The sequence below is a fragment of the Arthrobacter gengyunqii genome (genome assembly GCF_023022985.1).
GTDB classification, from domain to species: Bacteria; Actinomycetota; Actinomycetes; order Actinomycetales; family Micrococcaceae; genus Arthrobacter_B; species Arthrobacter_B gengyunqii.
Window position 1 is genome coordinate 1,752,597 of sequence record NZ_CP095461.1, and the last position, 17,195, is coordinate 1,769,791.

Annotated in this window: 13 protein-coding genes and 2 pseudogenes; 9 read left to right on the plus strand and 6 right to left on the minus strand. The window is 64.7% G+C overall.

Annotated features, from left to right (window positions below; genetic code table 11):
• Positions 1-66: 66 nt before the first annotated feature.
• Entirely contained in the window at positions 67-306 is a 240-nt protein-coding gene (locus MUG94_RS08050; protein ID WP_227907914.1) for a hypothetical protein, read from the plus strand.
• A gap of 31 nt (positions 307-337) precedes the next feature.
• Positions 338-3,526: a beta-phosphoglucomutase family hydrolase gene (locus tag MUG94_RS08055; protein ID WP_227907913.1), complete on the plus strand. Its 3,189-nt coding sequence runs from the start codon at positions 338-340 to the stop codon at positions 3,524-3,526.
• A 21-nt stretch (positions 3,527-3,547) separates the two neighbouring features.
• Here the strand turns inward: MUG94_RS08055 and MUG94_RS08065 are convergent.
• Positions 3,548-4,623, minus strand: a pseudogene (locus MUG94_RS08065) (AI-2E family transporter).
• A 251-nt stretch (positions 4,624-4,874) separates the two neighbouring features.
• Here MUG94_RS08065 and MUG94_RS08070 point away from each other — a divergent pair.
• The 4 genes from MUG94_RS08070 (at position 4,875) to MUG94_RS08085 (ending at position 9,196) form a co-directional block, all read left to right on the plus strand.
• Positions 4,875-5,444: a DapH/DapD/GlmU-related protein gene (locus tag MUG94_RS08070; protein ID WP_227907912.1), complete on the plus strand. Its 570-nt coding sequence runs from the start codon at positions 4,875-4,877 to the stop codon at positions 5,442-5,444.
• 96 nt (positions 5,445-5,540) lie between these two features.
• Positions 5,541-6,620, plus strand: a complete 1,080-nt coding sequence (locus MUG94_RS08075) for a lytic transglycosylase (RefSeq protein ID WP_227907911.1) — start codon at positions 5,541-5,543, stop codon at positions 6,618-6,620.
• A gap of 148 nt (positions 6,621-6,768) precedes the next feature.
• A complete protein-coding gene (locus tag MUG94_RS08080; RefSeq protein ID WP_227907910.1) occupies positions 6,769-7,788 on the plus strand; it encodes a zinc-dependent alcohol dehydrogenase family protein in 1,020 nt (339 codons plus the stop codon).
• Positions 7,789-8,215: 427 nt separating this feature from the next.
• The gene (locus MUG94_RS08085; protein ID WP_227907909.1) at positions 8,216-9,196 is read left to right on the plus strand and encodes a lantibiotic dehydratase C-terminal domain-containing protein; all 981 of its coding nucleotides are present in this window, start codon (positions 8,216-8,218) and stop codon (positions 9,194-9,196) included.
• Positions 9,197-9,278: 82 nt separating this feature from the next.
• Here the strand turns inward: MUG94_RS08085 and MUG94_RS08090 are convergent, their stop codons facing one another.
• From MUG94_RS08090 to MUG94_RS08100, 3 genes are all read right to left on the minus strand, one after another.
• Entirely contained in the window at positions 9,279-9,770 is a 492-nt protein-coding gene (locus MUG94_RS08090; RefSeq protein WP_227907908.1) for a DUF2975 domain-containing protein, read from the minus strand.
• A gap of 222 nt (positions 9,771-9,992) precedes the next feature.
• On the minus strand, positions 9,993-11,033 hold the full coding sequence (locus MUG94_RS08095; protein ID WP_227907907.1) for an FAD-dependent monooxygenase: 1,041 nt from the start codon (positions 11,031-11,033) through the stop codon (positions 9,993-9,995).
• 360 nt (positions 11,034-11,393) lie between these two features.
• On the minus strand, positions 11,394-11,981 hold the full coding sequence (locus MUG94_RS08100; RefSeq protein ID WP_227907906.1) for a CGNR zinc finger domain-containing protein: 588 nt from the start codon (positions 11,979-11,981) through the stop codon (positions 11,394-11,396).
• An 89-nt stretch (positions 11,982-12,070) separates the two neighbouring features.
• On the opposite strand from MUG94_RS08100, the gene MUG94_RS08105 reads away from it, so the two are divergent.
• Complete coding sequence (locus MUG94_RS08105; RefSeq protein ID WP_227907905.1) at positions 12,071-13,159, plus strand: LLM class flavin-dependent oxidoreductase; 1,089 nt, start codon at positions 12,071-12,073, stop codon at positions 13,157-13,159.
• 54 nt (positions 13,160-13,213) lie between these two features.
• Entirely contained in the window at positions 13,214-13,843 is a 630-nt protein-coding gene (locus tag MUG94_RS08110) for a cysteine hydrolase family protein (protein WP_227907904.1), read from the plus strand.
• Positions 13,844-14,083: 240 nt separating this feature from the next.
• On the opposite strand, the gene MUG94_RS08115 is transcribed toward MUG94_RS08110, so the two are convergent.
• Positions 14,084-14,953 carry an MBL fold metallo-hydrolase gene (locus tag MUG94_RS08115; RefSeq protein ID WP_227907903.1) on the minus strand — a complete coding sequence of 290 codons (870 nt, stop codon included), beginning with the start codon at positions 14,951-14,953 and terminating at the stop codon, positions 14,084-14,086.
• A gap of 267 nt (positions 14,954-15,220) precedes the next feature.
• Here MUG94_RS08115 and MUG94_RS08120 point away from each other — a divergent pair.
• Positions 15,221-16,240: pseudogene (locus MUG94_RS08120) on the plus strand (zinc-dependent alcohol dehydrogenase family protein).
• Positions 16,241-16,503: 263 nt separating this feature from the next.
• On the opposite strand, the gene MUG94_RS08125 reads toward MUG94_RS08120, so the two are convergent.
• Positions 16,504-17,121, minus strand: a complete 618-nt coding sequence (locus MUG94_RS08125) for a hypothetical protein (protein ID WP_227907902.1) — start codon at positions 17,119-17,121, stop codon at positions 16,504-16,506.
• Positions 17,122-17,195: the final 74 nt, after the last annotated feature.

A 17,195-nucleotide genomic window follows, 5' to 3' on the forward strand; every position in this document is an offset into this window, starting at 1 on the left:
CAACCACCTGCAGGACGAGTCGGGCCGATAACCCGCGCACAGCCCTGCGGTCGGATAGGGAGGAACATGCGAGCATGGTGGGTTGATCGTCCCGGCCCGCTGACCGGTCCACAGACCGGACGGCCGCTGGTTTACGGCGAGCGCCCGGATCCGGTACCGGGTCCCGGGGATGCTGAGCTCTTTCAGGAGCGCCGTCGGCTCAGCGTCACGGCAAACACCCGGCGGGCCCTGACGGACCTCGCAGCGGACCGGGTCTCCGGAGCCGCCGTCCTCCAAGTCGCCGCTTCACCGGCCGATGCCCGCTGAACCGCGGCCGGACGCCGTGCCGCAACCACCCGTGCCGCCACCGCCCCTGCCGCTGCCCGCCGCCGTAACACCCCTGCGCTATCAGGCCGTCATCTTTGACATGGACGGGGTGGTGACCGACACAGCTTCGGTGCACCGCGCAGTGTGGAAGGCGCTCTTCGACTCTGTGCTTGCCGATGAAAGAACCGGATCGGCCTCCGACGGTGACCCTTTTGAGGACAGTGACTACTACGCCTACGTTGATGGGCGCCCGCGCGAACAGGGGGTCCTGGGGTTCCTCCGCTCCCGGGGAGTGGATGTTCCCCTGGGCTCGCTGGACGATGCTCCGTGGTCCTGGACCGCCTACGGCCTGGGGTCGGCCAAAAATGCGCTGTTCCTGGCAGCACTTCAGCGCGATGGTGTTCGTGCCTATCCCGGAACGGTGGGTTTGCTGGACCGGCTGCGCACGGACCTGGTCCCGGTTGCCCTGGTCACGGCCAGCCGCAATGCCCAGGCCATTCTCGCGGCGGCGGGGCTCGAGGATAGGTTCGACGCCGTCATCGACGGTTCTGTTGCTGCGGATCTGCAGCTGGAAGGCAAGCCGGATCCCGCGACATTTCTCGAAGCCGCACGCAGGCTCGGCGTCAGCCCGTCGCAGGCGGTGGTCATTGAAGACTCCACCGCAGGCGTTGCGGCTGCGCGCAGCGGCGGTTTCGGACTGGTGGTCGGCATCGACCGGGCCAAGCAGCGCACCCAGCTGGAAGCCGCCGGGGCTGACCTGGTGCTCCGGGACCCCGGGGAGCTGGACATCGGCCTTGTGCTTTCCCACCCCTGGCAGCTGATCTATGACGGTTTTGATCCTTGGCACGAGGGGCACCGGGAGGCGCTGACAACGCTCGGCAACGGCCGGATGGGCACCCGTGGAACGGCACCTGAAACCGGGGCAGACACCATCCACTATCCCGGAACCTACGCTGCGGGCATCTTCAACCGCGTCCCGGAGGTCATCGGCGGCGAGACGGCGTGGAACGAGCACATGGTAAATCTGCCGAACTGGCTTCCACTTGACCTCCGCTTTGGCTCCGGGGGCTGGTGGTCCGAAGGCGGTCTGATCCTGCGGCGCGAGCACCGGACGCTGGACATGCAACGTGCCGTCCTGATCCGCCGGGTCCTTCTGGAGGACGGGAGCGGACGGCAGCTCGATGTTGTCCAGCAGCGGGTCGTGTCCATGGCATCTCCCGCACTCGCCGTACTGGAGACCACGGTGACCCCCCGCGGTTGGGACGGACCGGTGGAGTTCAGGACAGGGATTGACCACGACATCCGCAACGCGAACGTCGCCGAGGACGCCGCCTTGGGAAACCGCCACCTCAATACCCTTGCCGTTGATCTGCAGGCAGACACGGAAAGAGTCGAAGCTGAAACCACGCAAAGCCAGATCCGCATCGCCGTTGCCGTCCGGGTCACCTTCCGCACAGACATCCCGGTGGACAGCAGCCCTCTGCCCCGAGCGTCCGGGGCAGGGGCGGACTCTTCCCGTTGGCTGCAGCACCATCGCGGGGAGCTGCGCGTCGGAAGGCCTTTGAGTGTCCTTAAAACCGCCGTCGTCGTCACCTCCCATGACCGGGCCGTTTCCACGCCGGCCTCCGGAGCGCAGGCCGTGCTGGCACGCACCCCGGCAAACTTCACCGCCGTCCTTGCCGACCACCAGGCTGCCTGGCGCAGGCTGCTGCATTTGTTCAGCCTTGACCTGCACGCGGACGGCCAGACTCAGCTGGTCCTGAACCTGCATGTTTTCCACCTGTTGCAGGTACTCACCCCGATCACCGAGGAACTCGACGTGGGCGTGCCGGCCCGCGGACTGCACGGGGAAGGCTACCGGGGACACATTTTCTGGGATGACCTGTTTGTCCTGCCGCTGGTCACCTCGCGGCTGCCCTCCATCACGCGCTCGGTGCTGAACTACCGGTGGCGCCGTCTGAGCGCTGCCCGGGACACGGCCCGTGCGGCCGGGCTGGCCGGCGCGCTGTTCCCATGGCGCAGTGGCAGCGACGGAACCGAAGAAACGCCCCGGTGGCTGTACAACAAGTTTTCCCAGAAATGGATGCGGGACAATTCCCGGCTTCAGCGCCATGGGAGCCTGGCCGTCGCCTACAACGTCTGGCAATATTTCCAGGCCACGGAGGACCGGCAATGGCTGGTCAGCCGCGGAGCGGAGATCATCGTGGAGGTAGCCCGGATGATCGCGTCCATGGCCGAAACGGGGGAGGACGGACGGTTCCACCTGCACGGCGTGGTGGGGCCGGACGAGTACCACGACGGATATCCCGAGAACCCCGGCTCCGGAGTGGATGACAACGCGTACACCAACATCATGGCTGCCTGGCTGTGCGCCCTCCCGGCACGGATCCTCAAGGAGCTGCACGGTCAGGACAGCAAGTATCTGCGGAAGAAGCTGGGGATCAGCCAGGCTGAACTGGCGTTTTGGAAGCAGCTTGGCCGGCGGCTTTACGTCCCTTTCCATGACGGCATGATCAGTCAGTTCGAAGGCTACGGTCGACTCAAGGAGCTGGACTGGGACCATTACCGGCGGCGCTACGGCAACATCGAGCGGCTGGATCTGATCCTCGCGTCCGAGGGGGACAGCACCAACGGGTACAAGCTCTCCAAACAGGCCGATGTGCTGATGCTGCTCTACGTCCTGGGTGAAGAGGACCTGGTGCGCCTCCTGCGGCGGATGGATTACGACGTCGGGCCGGGACAGATCCGGGCAATGGTGGACTATTACCTGTCCCGGACGATCCACGGTTCCACGCTCAGCCGGGTTGCCCATGCCTCCGTCCTGTCCGCCTCCGACCCGGAACGCGCGTGGGACACGTTCAGGGACGCCCTGGACGCCGACCTTGACGATACCCAGGGCGGCACAACCCGAACCGGAGTGCACCTTGGTGCAATGGCCGGAACCATCGACGTTGTGCAGCGCAGTTTCGCGGGGCTGCGGATGGAGTCCGGGGACCTGGTCTTCACCCCCAGACTGCCCTCAGGGCTCCGGCGGGTGTCCTTCCGGGTTCGCTACCGGGGGGTGCTGCTGAAGATCAGCTTGGAACGCACCGTCCTGCGGGTATCCGCCGCTCCGGGCAACCTGCCCCCGGTCCGGATCCGGGTAGGGAATGCCCTGTTCCAGCTCCGTCCCGGCGGCAGCGTGGACATCCCGCTGGAGCCGGCCGGAGCGCCGATCTAAGAAGCGCTCTAGAAGAAAGGGTCATGAGGGGAGCTGTCTCGGCAATGGATCCTCCGGGCCGTCATCGCCGCTGATCCACTGTGCGAAGCGCGCACCGGGGTCCCCGCCGATGATCAGGAAGCGTGCGAAGAGGGTAAGCGGCACAGCGAGGAGCGAACCGACCGCTCCCAGCAGGGTTGTCCAGAGAACCACCGAGGCGAAGGTCAGTGTGACGCTCAGCCTTACTGATTCACCCACGAACCGGGGCTGGATCAGCACTTGGAGGGTGACGTTGACGATGCAGTAAATGGCCAGCACCAGTAGCCCCAGCCGCCGACCGCGACAGCGAGTACGACGGGAGGCACCACGCCAAGGACGAAACCAATATTGGGGATGTAGTTGGTAACGAACGCGAGCACCGCCCAGACGAATGGACCGGGTACGCCTAGGACCCAGAGGGCGAGTCCGTCAATCACCGCGACGATCAGCCCGAATATTGAGTTGACGAGGAAGTATCGGTTGGTTCCGGCGATGAACCGTTTGAATGCCTGTAGCCGCTGGCCGCTCGCCTCCGCGAGCTCCGCCGGGGGGTTCTGCCACCGTGCAGCATCCATCCCGAGGAACATCACGTAGGCGAAGACAAAAAAGACGGCCGTGCCCAGGCCCAAAAGCTGCGTGCCGGCGTTGAAAACGGTCGTCAGGAGTGCAGAGGGCTGGATTGCCCGCGTTATGTCGTCCATCGATACGGTGTTGAATCCGAGGCTTCGGAAAAACGACTCAAGTGTCTCGGCGCTCTCTTGCAGTTGGCCTGCGTAGTCGGCCAGGATGCGCGCGAATTGCCCCAGGGCCACAACGACCAGCACGGCCAGAACCAGCAGGATTCCCCACGCGATTGCCACGACGACGAGCGTGCCTACCCAGTTTGGGGTGCCGCGTCGATCCAACGGTTTTCGTGCGGGCAGAGCAATAATGACGAGCGCCGCGGCCAGCACCAGCGGTCCCAGGATCGATTGGCCTGCCCATACCGTCCAGCAGGCACCGCCCGCAACCGCCAGCGTCAGCAGAATCCGCGTTGGCCTGGCAAGTCCGGGTGGCCCGGGCGACTCACGATCACTCATGCGGCCTCATAGTTGTCAGGGAACGACGACGCTAAAGTCCGGGCTCCGCCGCTTCTTCCCGGCGGCCCCTACCACCACAGGTTGGCGCACAGGGCAATCTCCGTCTAGAGGCAACCTTGTATACCGGCACCTTGGGGACGGGAATCATTCCCCGCTCCGGATCAGCGCATGGTGTCGTTGCCACAAATCGGCGGTTCGGCTGGCTGCATCAATCATCTGCGGCAGCTCGGTCCCCAACGCATAATGAACCAATGGAACTCGATGAACTGCTCACAGCGTTGAACGCCGGCGAGACCATAACCGCCGGCTCGCCCCTGCATGAGGCCATGCACCATGCCAGCCAGGCCGCCCTGCGGATTACCGGCGAACTCAACAGCGGCTACCACGAACCGGAACAGGTGCGGGAGCTGCTTTCCCGGCTGACCGGTAAACCGGTGGACGAAACGGTTGCAATGTTCCCACCGTTTTCCGCGGATTTCGGCAGAAACATCACCCTGGGCAAACGGGTGTTCATTAATTCCGGCTGCCGGTTCCAGGACCAGGGCGGAATCAGCATCGGCGACGACTGCCTGATCGGCCACAACGCCGTCCTGGCGACGCTTAACCACGACCTGTCGCCCAGCCGGCGAGCGGACATGCATCCGGCGCCCATCACGATTGGCCGGAATGTCTGGCTTGGGTCCAACGTCACGGTGCTGCCGGGGGTGACCATCGGTAACGACGCCGTTGTGGCCGCAGGAGCCGTAGTCACGAAGGATGTGCCGGCCCGGTCTGTGGTGGTGGGATCCCCGGCCCGGGTGATCCGCAGCGTCGAGGACTAGCCGCGCCGTCATCGGGCGCACAAAGAAGAGGCGTCCGATACACTCTGGCCTAAATGACTGCGCTCCGGTTTGCTCCGGGCTTACCGGGGGATGACCATGGCGAAAATCGACAGTGCTTCACCTCGGCCTGCGCATTCGAACGGCCGTGCTCGCTGGAGGGGCCGCACTGCGGCGGCTTCCGCAATTCTGCTGTCACTGGGACTAGCCGGTTGCACTTCCTCGGAGCCTCCCGCAGCTGCAGAAACACCCGCCACCACGGCGACGACGGCGCCCACCGCCACAGCGGAGCCTGCCGCGGACGCCAAGCCGTCCCTGGGCGGGGAGGTCATCACCGATTCCTTCGGCAATCCCGACTTCTACGTCACCGTCGCCGGCGACACCCTGGCAACGGTGGCGGAGGTCTACGGTTTTTCCGAAGCGAAAGTTACCGGATTCAACGAACTCCAGCCGGGGACGCCGCTGGCGCCTGGCACCCGGCTCCGGCTGCTGCCAGCCGGCCCCGGCATCGGCGCCATGGGGGCCGCCACGGAGGACCCGAACGGGATCCCCACAAGCTACACCGTCGTACCCGGGGACACCTTGGCCGGGATCACCTACCGGTTCAACCTCACCAATGATCAGCTCGCGGAGGCAAACAAAGTGCCGTACGTGCATGAGGTGGGCAACATCTACTTCGTGGAACCAGAGCGCACCATCGCGCTGCAGAAGAACCCGGTGGACAGCCGCTCAGGGACAGGGGAAGCCGTGTGGAATTCTTGGGACCGCGGCGTCTTCTACACCACTGTCGACGGCGATTCCTTCGACAGCGTGGGCTACCAGTTCCGTGTCGGCACGTCCGAGCTGCTGCAGTACAACCCCTCGCTTGTTGAGAACGCACCGATTCCGGCCGGCACCACGCTCCAGCTGATTCCGGGTGAGCTGGCGGTCGACGGCGCCCGTGGAACGTTTACCGCGGATGCCGAGGGTGTTCCGCTGACCTACACCACCGTCCCCGGGGACACCGAAGACGGCATCTCGGCCCGGTTTGGTGTCACGGCTCTGTATGACGCCAACCGGGACACGACCGAGACCGTTCCCGTCTGGTACCAGTACGTAGACGGGATATCCGGTGAGCTTTTGCCCGGCCAGACCATCAGCCTGTCCCTGGACCAGCCGATCAACAAGCCGGGCGCCTGATCAGGCCGGATGAGCGGCTCATAAACAACTGAACGGTTTTGCCTGTTCCGGGTGCGTCAAGGGAAATTCGAGGGTCCCGGACCTACCGGAGAGTCTGCCCGGGTGTTGTCCTTGGAAGGGAGGGAAGCCAACCGCAGAAGGAGACACCATGCGTGGCGTAGTACTGCATGCCCCCGGAGATGTCCGCGTCGAGGACCGGGCTGATCCAGTGATTGAAGAACCGACCGACGCCGTGATCCGGCTGGCAGCGACCTGCATTTGCGGTTCGGACCTGTGGCCGTACCGGGGCGTTGAGGAGGCCCGGAGCGTCCCCATGGGACATGAATACATCGGCTGGGTGGAGGAGGTGGGATCCGAGGTGCGGACCATCAAGGCCGGGGACTTCGTCGTCGGCTCCTTCTGGGCCTCCGACAACACATGCGAAATCTGCCGGGCCGGCTACCAGAGCCGATGCATCAATGCCGTGCCGATGGGCATGATGGGAACCCAGGCGCAGTTCGCCCGGATTCCGCTGGCCGACGGCACCTTGGTGGCCACTCCGGAATCCCCACCGGCGGACCTGCTGCCCTCACTGCTGGCGGCCTCGGATGTACTGGGCACCGGCTGGTTCGGCGCCGTGGCTGCTGAGGCCGGCCCCGGCAAAACCGTCGCCGTGGTGGGGGACGGCGCCGTCGGCGTTTTGGCAGTCCTGGCCGCACGACAGCTCGGTGCCGAGCGGATTATCGCTTTTAGCCGGCACCCCGAACGCCAGCAGCTCGCCCGTGAATTCGGTGCCACCGATATCATCACCGAACGCGGCGACGCGGGGGTGGCCGCACTCAAGGACCTGACCAACGGGCTCGGCGCCCATTCGGTGGTGGAGGCCGTGGGCACGCAGGAGTCAATGATGCAGGCTGTGCGCTCCACCCGGCCGGGCGGCCACATGGGCTTTGTGGGCGTCTCCCATGACGTCGCTCTTCCCGGGCTGGAACTGTTCTTCGCCGAGATCCACATGCTCGGAGGCCCCGCCCCCGTGCGCCGCTTTCTGCCCGACCTCATCCAGCGGATCTGGGACCGGCAGATCGATCCGGGCCGGGTCTTCGACCTCACGCTTCCGCTGGCCGACGCCGCGGAGGGCTACCGGGCCATGGATGAGCGCCGCGCCGTCAAAGTACTGCTGACCCCCTAGGCGCGGGCGCGGGTACGCCCGGCAGTGCCGCCAGCTGCGCGCGTTCGGCATTGGTTATGAGGTTGTCCATGGATTCCCCCTGCGGTTCGTGGCCGTGTTTGCGATTTGTCAGTTGCTGTTGGTGCCAGCTTAGGGGCCGGCTTGCCCATTAATGCCGCAAGGTACTGGTGCTCAGTGGCGTGGGAGAACCGGCGCCGTCACCGTCGAACTGTGTGGTCAGGGCCTTAACCTTTCAGTCAGACGCTGCATGGCGCCGTTTCGGCAAAACCCATAGTCGCTACGCGTAGGCAGGAAAAGAGCCTTGACGAAAATGGATCATGGTTTTCGGGAGATGGCATTAACGTTCGCATTTCTGGACCACACCGTGTATGCAGTACACGTACAGATGTCAGGACAATCATTTTTTGGGGATGAAATGAACCGCGTAATGCCATCGAACACTGTTCATCGGGGAGCAGCTGCCCGTCCTGTGCAGCAGCACTCCAGCCCAACCACCCTGTGGTCCGTCCTGACCATGGAGCCGGAGCGTAAGGATTTGGGCGACGGAATAGTCCGCCACATGGTTGCCCCGCTGTCTTCCCAAATGCGGCTCGTAGGGGCGGGCCGGTTTCGTTTTTCGCGCAGCCTGGAATCCGACCATCCGGCCGTGCTCCTGCATGTGCGGGCCACCGACGACGTCGCTCAGCGCCTGTGGAAGTTTGCCCACGTGCTGGCGGCGGAAAGCGTTGCCAGTCTGGGTACCGTGAAGATCTCCAAGTCGCAGGGCATCGTCTATCCGCCACGGCCGGGCGAGCCGGTGCCTGAGCTGGTGGAAGCGACATTTGCACGGTTCGGTGGACCAAAGGGCTTGGAACTGGCAGCTGAGGTTTCTGAGGTGTCCTCGGATTTGGCTTTGTGGGCCGTCGACCGTTTTCCCGGCCTCACCATGCGCTCGATGCTGGCCGCCCTGCTTCTCTTCGACGCCGGCCACGCCATGATGCACGGACCCCGGTCCGCTGTTTGGCCCGACCGCAGAACTACAAGCTGGGACTACTTCTGGAACGCTCATCTGCACGCCTGCACGAGTTCTTTTGGCTCCCAGCCTGAGCGTGCGCGCAGGGCAATGATGGACCGGATAGCACCCCGGATTATGCCCACACATAGGGTGATGGCCGCGTTGGCCTCAGAGCCGGCTGTGGATATCTGGCGGAAGCGCTGGGCACGCGCCATCGATGAGTATTTGTATCGGGCGGACAAGCATCGCGTCAGTCGCAGCGCGCAGCAGCTGGCGATGGGGGCGAGCCAGCTGGCACTCAACCGGTTGGGCTTTTCGTTCCGGGAGCAGGCAGTTCTCGGCCTATATGCGCGTGCTTGGAGTAAGGACATTGAAGCGCTGTATTCCGGTGAGGCGTCCTCTCATACCCGCTGAAGTCAGGCGGGTAAGAAATGATGGTTTAGGCGGCACCGGTCTGTGTCCCGGATTTAGACGGGGGAGACTGGTCGGAGATCCGCTAAAGCTGGACGCGCCGCTGCTGCTTCGCGGCGTCTCGTACACTCTGCAGCAACCGGCCGCGCCATACCAGTAACCCGAGGATCGCTGCCGCTCCGAGGAACATTCCTGCCATCAGGCCCAGGCCCACGGCCGGGCCCCCGCCGCCCGTCTGTGGATCGGCGGTCAGAACCGCGGATATGGCGGCGAGCATTCCCGTGCCGGCGACCAGTGAGAGGACCAGGGCATCCACCCAGCGCGTCGTTCGGCTGGTTAGGAAGGCTCCGCGCCCGGAAAGCGTGAGTAGTCGCCAGATGCAGACCAGCGCCGCCTCGCCGCATGCGATGGCAACAACTGCCAGTGCGGTCAGGGGAGTCCGCAGATAGGCGACTTCGGGAAAACTGGCCGCCGCCTCCGCAGCAAGCATCGGAAGGACCACGACCTGCGCCGCCACCGCAACAGTGAGTACTGCGCCGATGAGGATCTTCAGTTCAGTGATTGCCGCTGGGCGCATTCAGGTCTCCGTGTATCGATAACCGATGGAAAGAAATCGTTGGCCGATGCTTGCACAAGCATGTACGGGGCACAAGAGCCGGATAACGAACGCTGGAGTCATCGACGGGTCAACCGGTTCCGGTGCCCGCCACGCAACAAGCAGGATGGCGCCGATGGGTCCAGGGTGAGTGTATTCGCGGAAATGAAGGCACCCGACGGCGGCTGCCGGGCGGCGAAAGTCCTAGGCGAACCGTGACCCCGCGGACATTGCGAGGTTGCGGAGGCCGGTGAAGTGCTCGGCTGTGCCCAGACGGTTCAGCAGGCGTGCCGCGCGGACCATGGCGTTTCCCCGCCGACGCCGGCTGGAGTCGTAGCGCTGCAGCCCGGCGGCAACACCGGGCGCCGAGCTGAGGGCATCGACCAGCGCAACCGCATCCAAAAGTGCCTCACAGGCGCCGCGGCCAAGGTTCGGCGCCATGGCGTGCGCGGCGTCGCCCAGCAGCGCCACGTTGCCGGACACATAGGAACGGAGCGGCGGAACGTCGAACAGCTCGCGGTAATCTATCGGGCTCCCGTCCAGCTTTCCAAGGACCCGGGCGACGTCCGGGTGCCACCCGCGGTACAGGCTGCGTAGCAGGTCGGTGCCCTGGGCGCCGAAGGCCTCCGGGGAACCCAGCGGGGGAAGGTCCGCGGAACGGAGGCAGGCAAACCAGTTAGTGCTAATGGCATCCAGCGGCGTAATGCCGAACAATCGGCCGCGCCCCCACGTCTCGGTGACCCCGCCGGCGGGGCCGGCAACAACGCCGCGGAAAGCCACCGTTCGCAGTGTCCGCGGTGGTGCCGCGTTGCAGGCGGTGCGCAGCCGGCTGGATATGCCGTCGGCGGCCACGACAACATCGGCGTGGGGCAGGGATGCAGGCCCGTTGACCGGCGTATTCCATTGGATAAGCCCGTCGGGAAGGTCCCCGGAGAGGGCATCCAGCAGGACGGTGCGAGGCACAAACCGAGCCGTCCGGTTGCGGCCCATGGTTGCGATCTTGCTTCCGTCGGGTTTCAGGATTCGAGCGCCGCGCTCTTCCATCGAACCGGCGAGGACGGCGTCACCGGCACCCAGCGATTCCAGTGCTCTTAGCGCCTCGGGCCACATGGCCAGCGCCGTTCCGCTGCCGGGCAGGTTTGCGCCGCGTTCGAGCACCTGGACCGACCATCCTGCCCGCAGCAGACCGCGGGCAGCAGCGGTTCCCGCGATGCCCGCTCCGACGATCAGTGCCGAGCCGCGCATGCCTTCTCCTCACCACTGGTTCTTGCGGTCCGCACGGGGCGCGGCTTCGGCGGAACGGTGATCCAGTTCATCCCGGAATTTACGCTGTCTGCTGTCTGCTGTCGACATCGGTTTCCAGTCCCGCTCCGGCCTTTTGAGGCCACCCGACCAATAATATGGGCGCCTAATCCAGCCGGATCAAATGCTCGTGATGTGCGGGTGCTGTTCTTGGAAGGGAGAGAATCCTGCCGAAGAAGAAGAGACCATGCGTGGCGTAGTAATGCATGCACCAGGAGATGTGCGCGTGGAGGATCGCCACCGACGTGGGAGCAACCTTCCTGGACGATTGAGGAGTAACCGGGTGAGGTCCGAGAAACTGAGTCAGGCGCCTTGCAGGGTGCGTTTGCGCGCATAGGCCCGTGCCGCGCGGACCCGGTCGCCGCAGCGGGTCGAGCACCATTGCCGCCGTGCGTGCGTGCGGAGGAAGAACCTGTCACACGAATCCGCTTCGCAGGGCGCGAGCTGTGCCGCCTGTTCGCCGCTGAGCAGTGCCGCGGCGTCGTCGGCGATGACCGCCATGACGTGCTCAACAACTTGGGTCACGGGGTGGTCAGCGGAACGGAGAAATCCTGTCGCGGGATCAAACCGCAGCAGCAATGTGCCCGGGGCGGAAGTGAGCGCGCGGTTCACGGCGTTCACGGCCGCTGCCGGGGGAGCCTCACCCGCCGTGAATGCAGTGAAGAGATCACGCAGGTCTGCACGCAGCGCTGCCAGCCGGCCCCGGCAGTGTTCGTACAGCACGGCGTCGGGCGCAATGAGTCCGTGAGCCTTCAGCCAGGCGACCGCCGCTTCAGGGGTAGCCAGCTCGTCATAGCTCTTACCTCCGGGCTGCAGGCCGGCGCTGTTGATCAACGCCAGGCAGGGATGTTCCTGCGCTCCCGGTGCGGCTGCGGGTACCGATTCAGACATGTTTCTCATGGTATCAGTTTCATTTAACCGTGAGATGCCTGTTATGGTCTTATCACGCTTAAAACCGCATGTTTCCATGAGGAGTTGGTATGCACCACGGTCGATCTTCCGGCACGGCGCCGTTCAAGTTATCCGTCCTGTCTGCAGGCGGCACAGGAGTGGGAATGACCGCTGAGGAAGGCCTGAAAGCGGTCATCTCACTCGCCCGTACCGCGGACCGCCGGGGCTATCACCGGTTCTGGATGTCTGAGCATCACGCGATGGGAGCAACCTCCGTGTCGTCGCCGCAGCTGATGGTTGCCCGGCTCATCGCCGAGACTGCAGCCGTCCGCCTCGGCGCCGGCGGAGTCATGCTGCCCAATCATTCCCCGCTGCTGATTGCCGAGCAGTTCGGGATGCTGGAGGCCCTCGCCCCGGGCCGGATTGACCTGGGCGTGGGGCGTGCGCCCGGAACGGACGGCGCCACGGCCGCGGCCTTGCGGCGGGGTGCAGACGCCAATGACGGATTCCCGCAGCAGGTCCTCGAACTGGAGGGATTCCTTCGGGACGAGTTCCCGTCCGACCACCCGTACCGGCACGTCCATGCGGTGCCCGGCCCCTGGCAGGCCAGGGAAAACCGGGTAACACCGTCCCCGGCCCTTCCGGAAATGTGGATCCTGGGTTCCTCTCCCTATTCGGCTCGGCTGGCCGGACAGCTCGGCCGGCCGTATGCCTTCGCCCTGCAGTTCGGCGACGCCGACATCGACACCGCTATGCAGCTGTACCGGGACAGCTTCCGACCCTCCGACGTACTCGCTGAGCCGCAGACCCTGGTGAGCGTGCCCGTGGCGATCAGCGACGACACGGCGGAAGCAAAACGGCAGGCGGCGACGTCGGCAATGGCGATGCTGCGGATGTTTAAGCGGGAAGGCTATCTTCTCCTGCCACCGGATGAGGTCGAGGCTTATGAGGCCACACTGCAGGAGCGGCAGATCCTCGACTCCTACACCAACCGCAGTTTCCACGGGAATGCCGCTGCCGTAGCCGACCGCCTGGAAGCTCTCTGGAAGCGCACCGGCGTCGATGAAGTGATGCTCGTTGTCGGCGGCCACTCGACCACACTCGACGAAGAAGGCATCAACCTCCTCGCCGACCACTACTCGCTGCCCCGACCGGATACGCTGCCGGCAGCAAGTTAGTACACCTGCTCAAAAATGTCAGCTATTCCCGCTCAACGATCCCAGGAGATCCCCATGACCACACCACGCCGCTCCCTGATTGTCATTGACGCCCAGCAGGAGTACTTCGACGACGGGCTGCTTCCGATCCAGTATCCGAACCGGGATGATTCGGTCGCCGTCATCCAGTCCGCTATCAAGGAGGCACGGGACGCCGGGGTACCGGTGGTGCTCGTGCAGCATGAACTTCCGGCAGAAGCCCCGGTGTTCGCCTCCGGCTCGCCGACCTGGCAGAACCACCCCGGCGTGGCTGCCCATGAAGGGGAAGCAACAAAGCGCATCAGCAAGCAGTTCTCCAGCATCTTCGCCGGCACGGACCTGGAATCCTGGCTGCGGGAGCAGGGGATCGACACCATTACCCTGGCTGGCTACATGACCAACAACTGTGTGATCGCTTCCGCTGCGGCCGCCGAGCCCCTCGGCTTCGCCGTCGAGGTCCTCTCCGACGCGACCGGAGCCATCGATCTGGCCAACGAGGCAGGCGCCGCACCGGCACGCCAGGTCCATGAAACCCTCATGGCACTGCTGCACTCCAACTGGGCTGCGGTCACCGACGCCGGGACCTGGGCAACGGCGCTGCGTACGGGGGAGCCGCTCGCCAAGAGCGACCTCGTCACCTCCGCTGCCCAGGGGCGCGGCGCCTAGGCATCATCGCCCGCATAACGACGACGGCTCCTCCACAGCGCGTGGGGGAGCCGTCGTCATTCGGTTCGGCTAGGGAACGGGAGCCAGTGTCGGGTAATCCGTGTGGCCGGCGGCGCCGTCGGTGCAAACGGCGGCCATTGACCTCGTTCAGCGGGTGGTCATCCTGTGCAGGAGTACCCCGACACAGCGCTCCCGGAACGGAACTGGGCAGCTAGCCGTGACCGTCCGGCCACGCCCTCATTACTTCGTGGGCCAGAGAATGAACTCGTCACAGATTGCCAGCACTGGCTCCGGACCTGCAGCGTCCAGGGCAGAGCGCACCATGTGGAGGTGTTCGACTGTCATTTCTAGAGGAGGCTCATCGGGTTGGTAGGTCGTGCGTACCGGGTAATCCAGGCCCGGGGTGCTGGTCATCTCAATATGACACCCAAGGACGTATGTCACTGGGTGCGAGCGGCAGAAATCGATGAGGAGATCAATGCTCCGCGAAAAAGCCGGCCAGTCACTGATATACAGCCGCCCGCGGTACACGGTGTCACCGGTGAAAAGGATCCCGGTCCACGGATCGTAGAACGTGACGGCGGCAGCGTCATGACCAGGCGTGGCAAGAATGTCGACCAGCCGCCCGCCAAGATCCAGCTGTGTTTTGTCCGAGGTGTCGGATAACCCGAGAAAATGCCACGCTGATGTTCTGTCCGCTGGCACAAGGGTCGTAGAGGCGCGGTCGAAGAACTGGGCATCACCGGCTATGTGGTCGCCGTGTGAGTGGGTATGCAGGATCAACAGTTCGTAGGAATTGTCGACGCCGGGATGGCGGCTCATCCACGAATCAATGAGGTTGTCGACGACTGTGCGCAGCGGGAAATGCTGTTCAGACACGGTGGCGCCGGTATCGAGCAGCACCACGCGCACGCTACCGAAGAGGAGGAACAAAAAGGGGGCCTCGTAGTTGATTGCCTTGTTCTGCCGAAGAACAACAGTGTCAGCGTCATACCAGTAGACCTGCACATCCGGGTCAGTATTGTGTTTGGAGGACTCCGAACCATGGATCCACCGCGTAGGCAAAGGCCTCGCAACGGGTCCGGCGGTAGAGAGGGTTTTCTTCGACATCAGTGCTCCTAGTTGTGAGGACACAACGGGTTCCTCCGGGAAGGAGCGTCCTTAGGCTGGTCTCCTGCGGTATCGGCGGCCTCGATGTCCAGCTTAATTGCTTGGCGCCGGGACGAGATGCAGACAAAGGCTTGGGCATTTCCATGGCGCCGACAGGCAGAGGGGTTCCGTGTGCGTAACGGGAACTCAAGGGTCCCGGACCTACCCATGCTTCTGTGCGGGTGCTGTCCTTGGAAGGGAGGGAAGCCAACCGCAGAAGGAGGCACCATGCGTGGCGTAGTGCTGCATGCCCCCGGAGACGTCCGCGTCGAGGACCGGGCTGATCCAGTGATTGAAGAACCGACCGACGCCGTGATCCGGTTGGCAGCGACCTGCATCTGCGGTTCGGACCTGTGGCCGTACCGGGGCGTGGAGGAGGCCCGGAGCGCACCCATGGGACATGAATACATTGGCTGGGTGGAGGAGGTTGTCCCCGAGGTGCGGACCGTCAAGGCCGGGGACTTCGTCGTCGGCTCCATCTGGACCTCCGACAACACGTGCGAAATCTGCCGTGCCGGCTACTAGAGCCGATGCGTCAACGCCGTGCCGATGGGCATGATGGGAACCCAGGCGCAGTTTGCCTGGATTCCGCTGGCCGACGGCACCCTGGTGGCCACGCCGGAATCCCCGCCGGCGGACCTGCTGCCTTCACTGATGGCGGCCTCGGATGTTCTGGGCACCGGTTGGTTCGGTGCCGTGGCGGCCGGGGCCGGCCCCGGCAAAACCGTCGCCGTGGTGGGCGACGGCGCCGTCGGCGTTTTGGCCGTCCTGGCCGCCAGAGAACTCGGTGCCGAGCGGATTATCGCCTTCAGCCGGCACCCCGAACGGCAGCAGCTGGCACGTGAATTCGGCGCCACCGATATCATCGCCGATCGCGGTGATGCGGGGGTGGCAGCACTCAAGGACCTGACCAACGGGCTCGGCGCCCATTCGGTAGTGGAGGCCGTGGGTACGCAGGAGTCAATGATGCAGGCCGTGCGTTCCACCCGGCCGGGCGGCCACATGGGCTTTGTGGGCGTCTCGCACGACGTCGCTCTTTCCGGGCTGGAACTGTTCTTCGCCGAGATCCACATGCTCGGGGGCCCCGCTCCCGTGCGCCGCTTTCTGCCCGACCTCATTCAGTGGATCTGGGACCGGACGATCGACCCGGGCCGGGTTTTCGACCTCACGCTTCCGCTGGCCGACGCCGCTGAGGGTTACCGGGCCATGGACGAACGCCGTGCCATCAAAGTGCTGCTGACAACTTAGGCCACGGGCGCCGGTACGCCCGACAGTGCCGCCAGCTGAGCGGGCTTCCCGGAGGCGGAGAGGCCGGTGGCCGGCGTCGAGCAATGAGCGGTCGACAGCGGTGCTCACCACGGCGACGTGCGTTGTTCAGAACCGGAGTGAATTCTCTGGCCGGGGGAGTCGGGCAGGGTACTGGGCAGATGCGTGGTTAGGCTTGCTGCAACTCGGCCTCCGCCACCGGCGTTCCCGGCCAGATCCCACGCACCGGCTGGCGTTCGTCATGCTCACGGGACGACGGTGACGGTTTCCGTTCCGCAGGTGAACAGCAGGGTGTTTTCGGCTGCCGTGAGTTCACAGTTGCGGTCTTTGACCCGGGGGAAGCCGCCGAGCTCGTTGGCATCCCGGTTCCGGACGTAGTGGAAGATGCCGTGCTCGGTGTAGATGTCCACGCCGTCGCCGTCGAAGCCGTCCTGCGTGACGACGACGGACTGCCCGTTGGGGGCTTCGAACCGCGTCTGGTCTCCGATGCCCGCCGCGATCATAAAGACGAGGAGTGCGGTCAGCAACACAAAGGGTGACGCCACAACCGCTGCGGCAAATGTGGTCCACCCGGCGGTATGACGAATCCAGGACTTTGGAATACGTCCAATCAATCCGTACGCCAGTTGCGCCAGGCCCACGCATCCGCCAAGCATGCTGAGCAGGATGATCCAGCCGCAGATGTTGTCCCGGGACAAACCGAAGAAGTGAAGCAGTACATGCCGGCCGGCTGCATCGGTAGAGGGTACTCCCAGAACGGTGGATGCGCCCCAAATGGCCAGACCGGACGCGGCCGCCAGGCCGAAACCAGTGATTTCGACGCGTTTGATGCCCGCTTTCGTGGCCGGTTCGGTCGTGTCCATGAAGTCGAGACTAGCGGCAGGAACTCTGGGAGGAGCACGACGGCGGCGTGGCTAGGAGGTTAGCTGTGGTCATC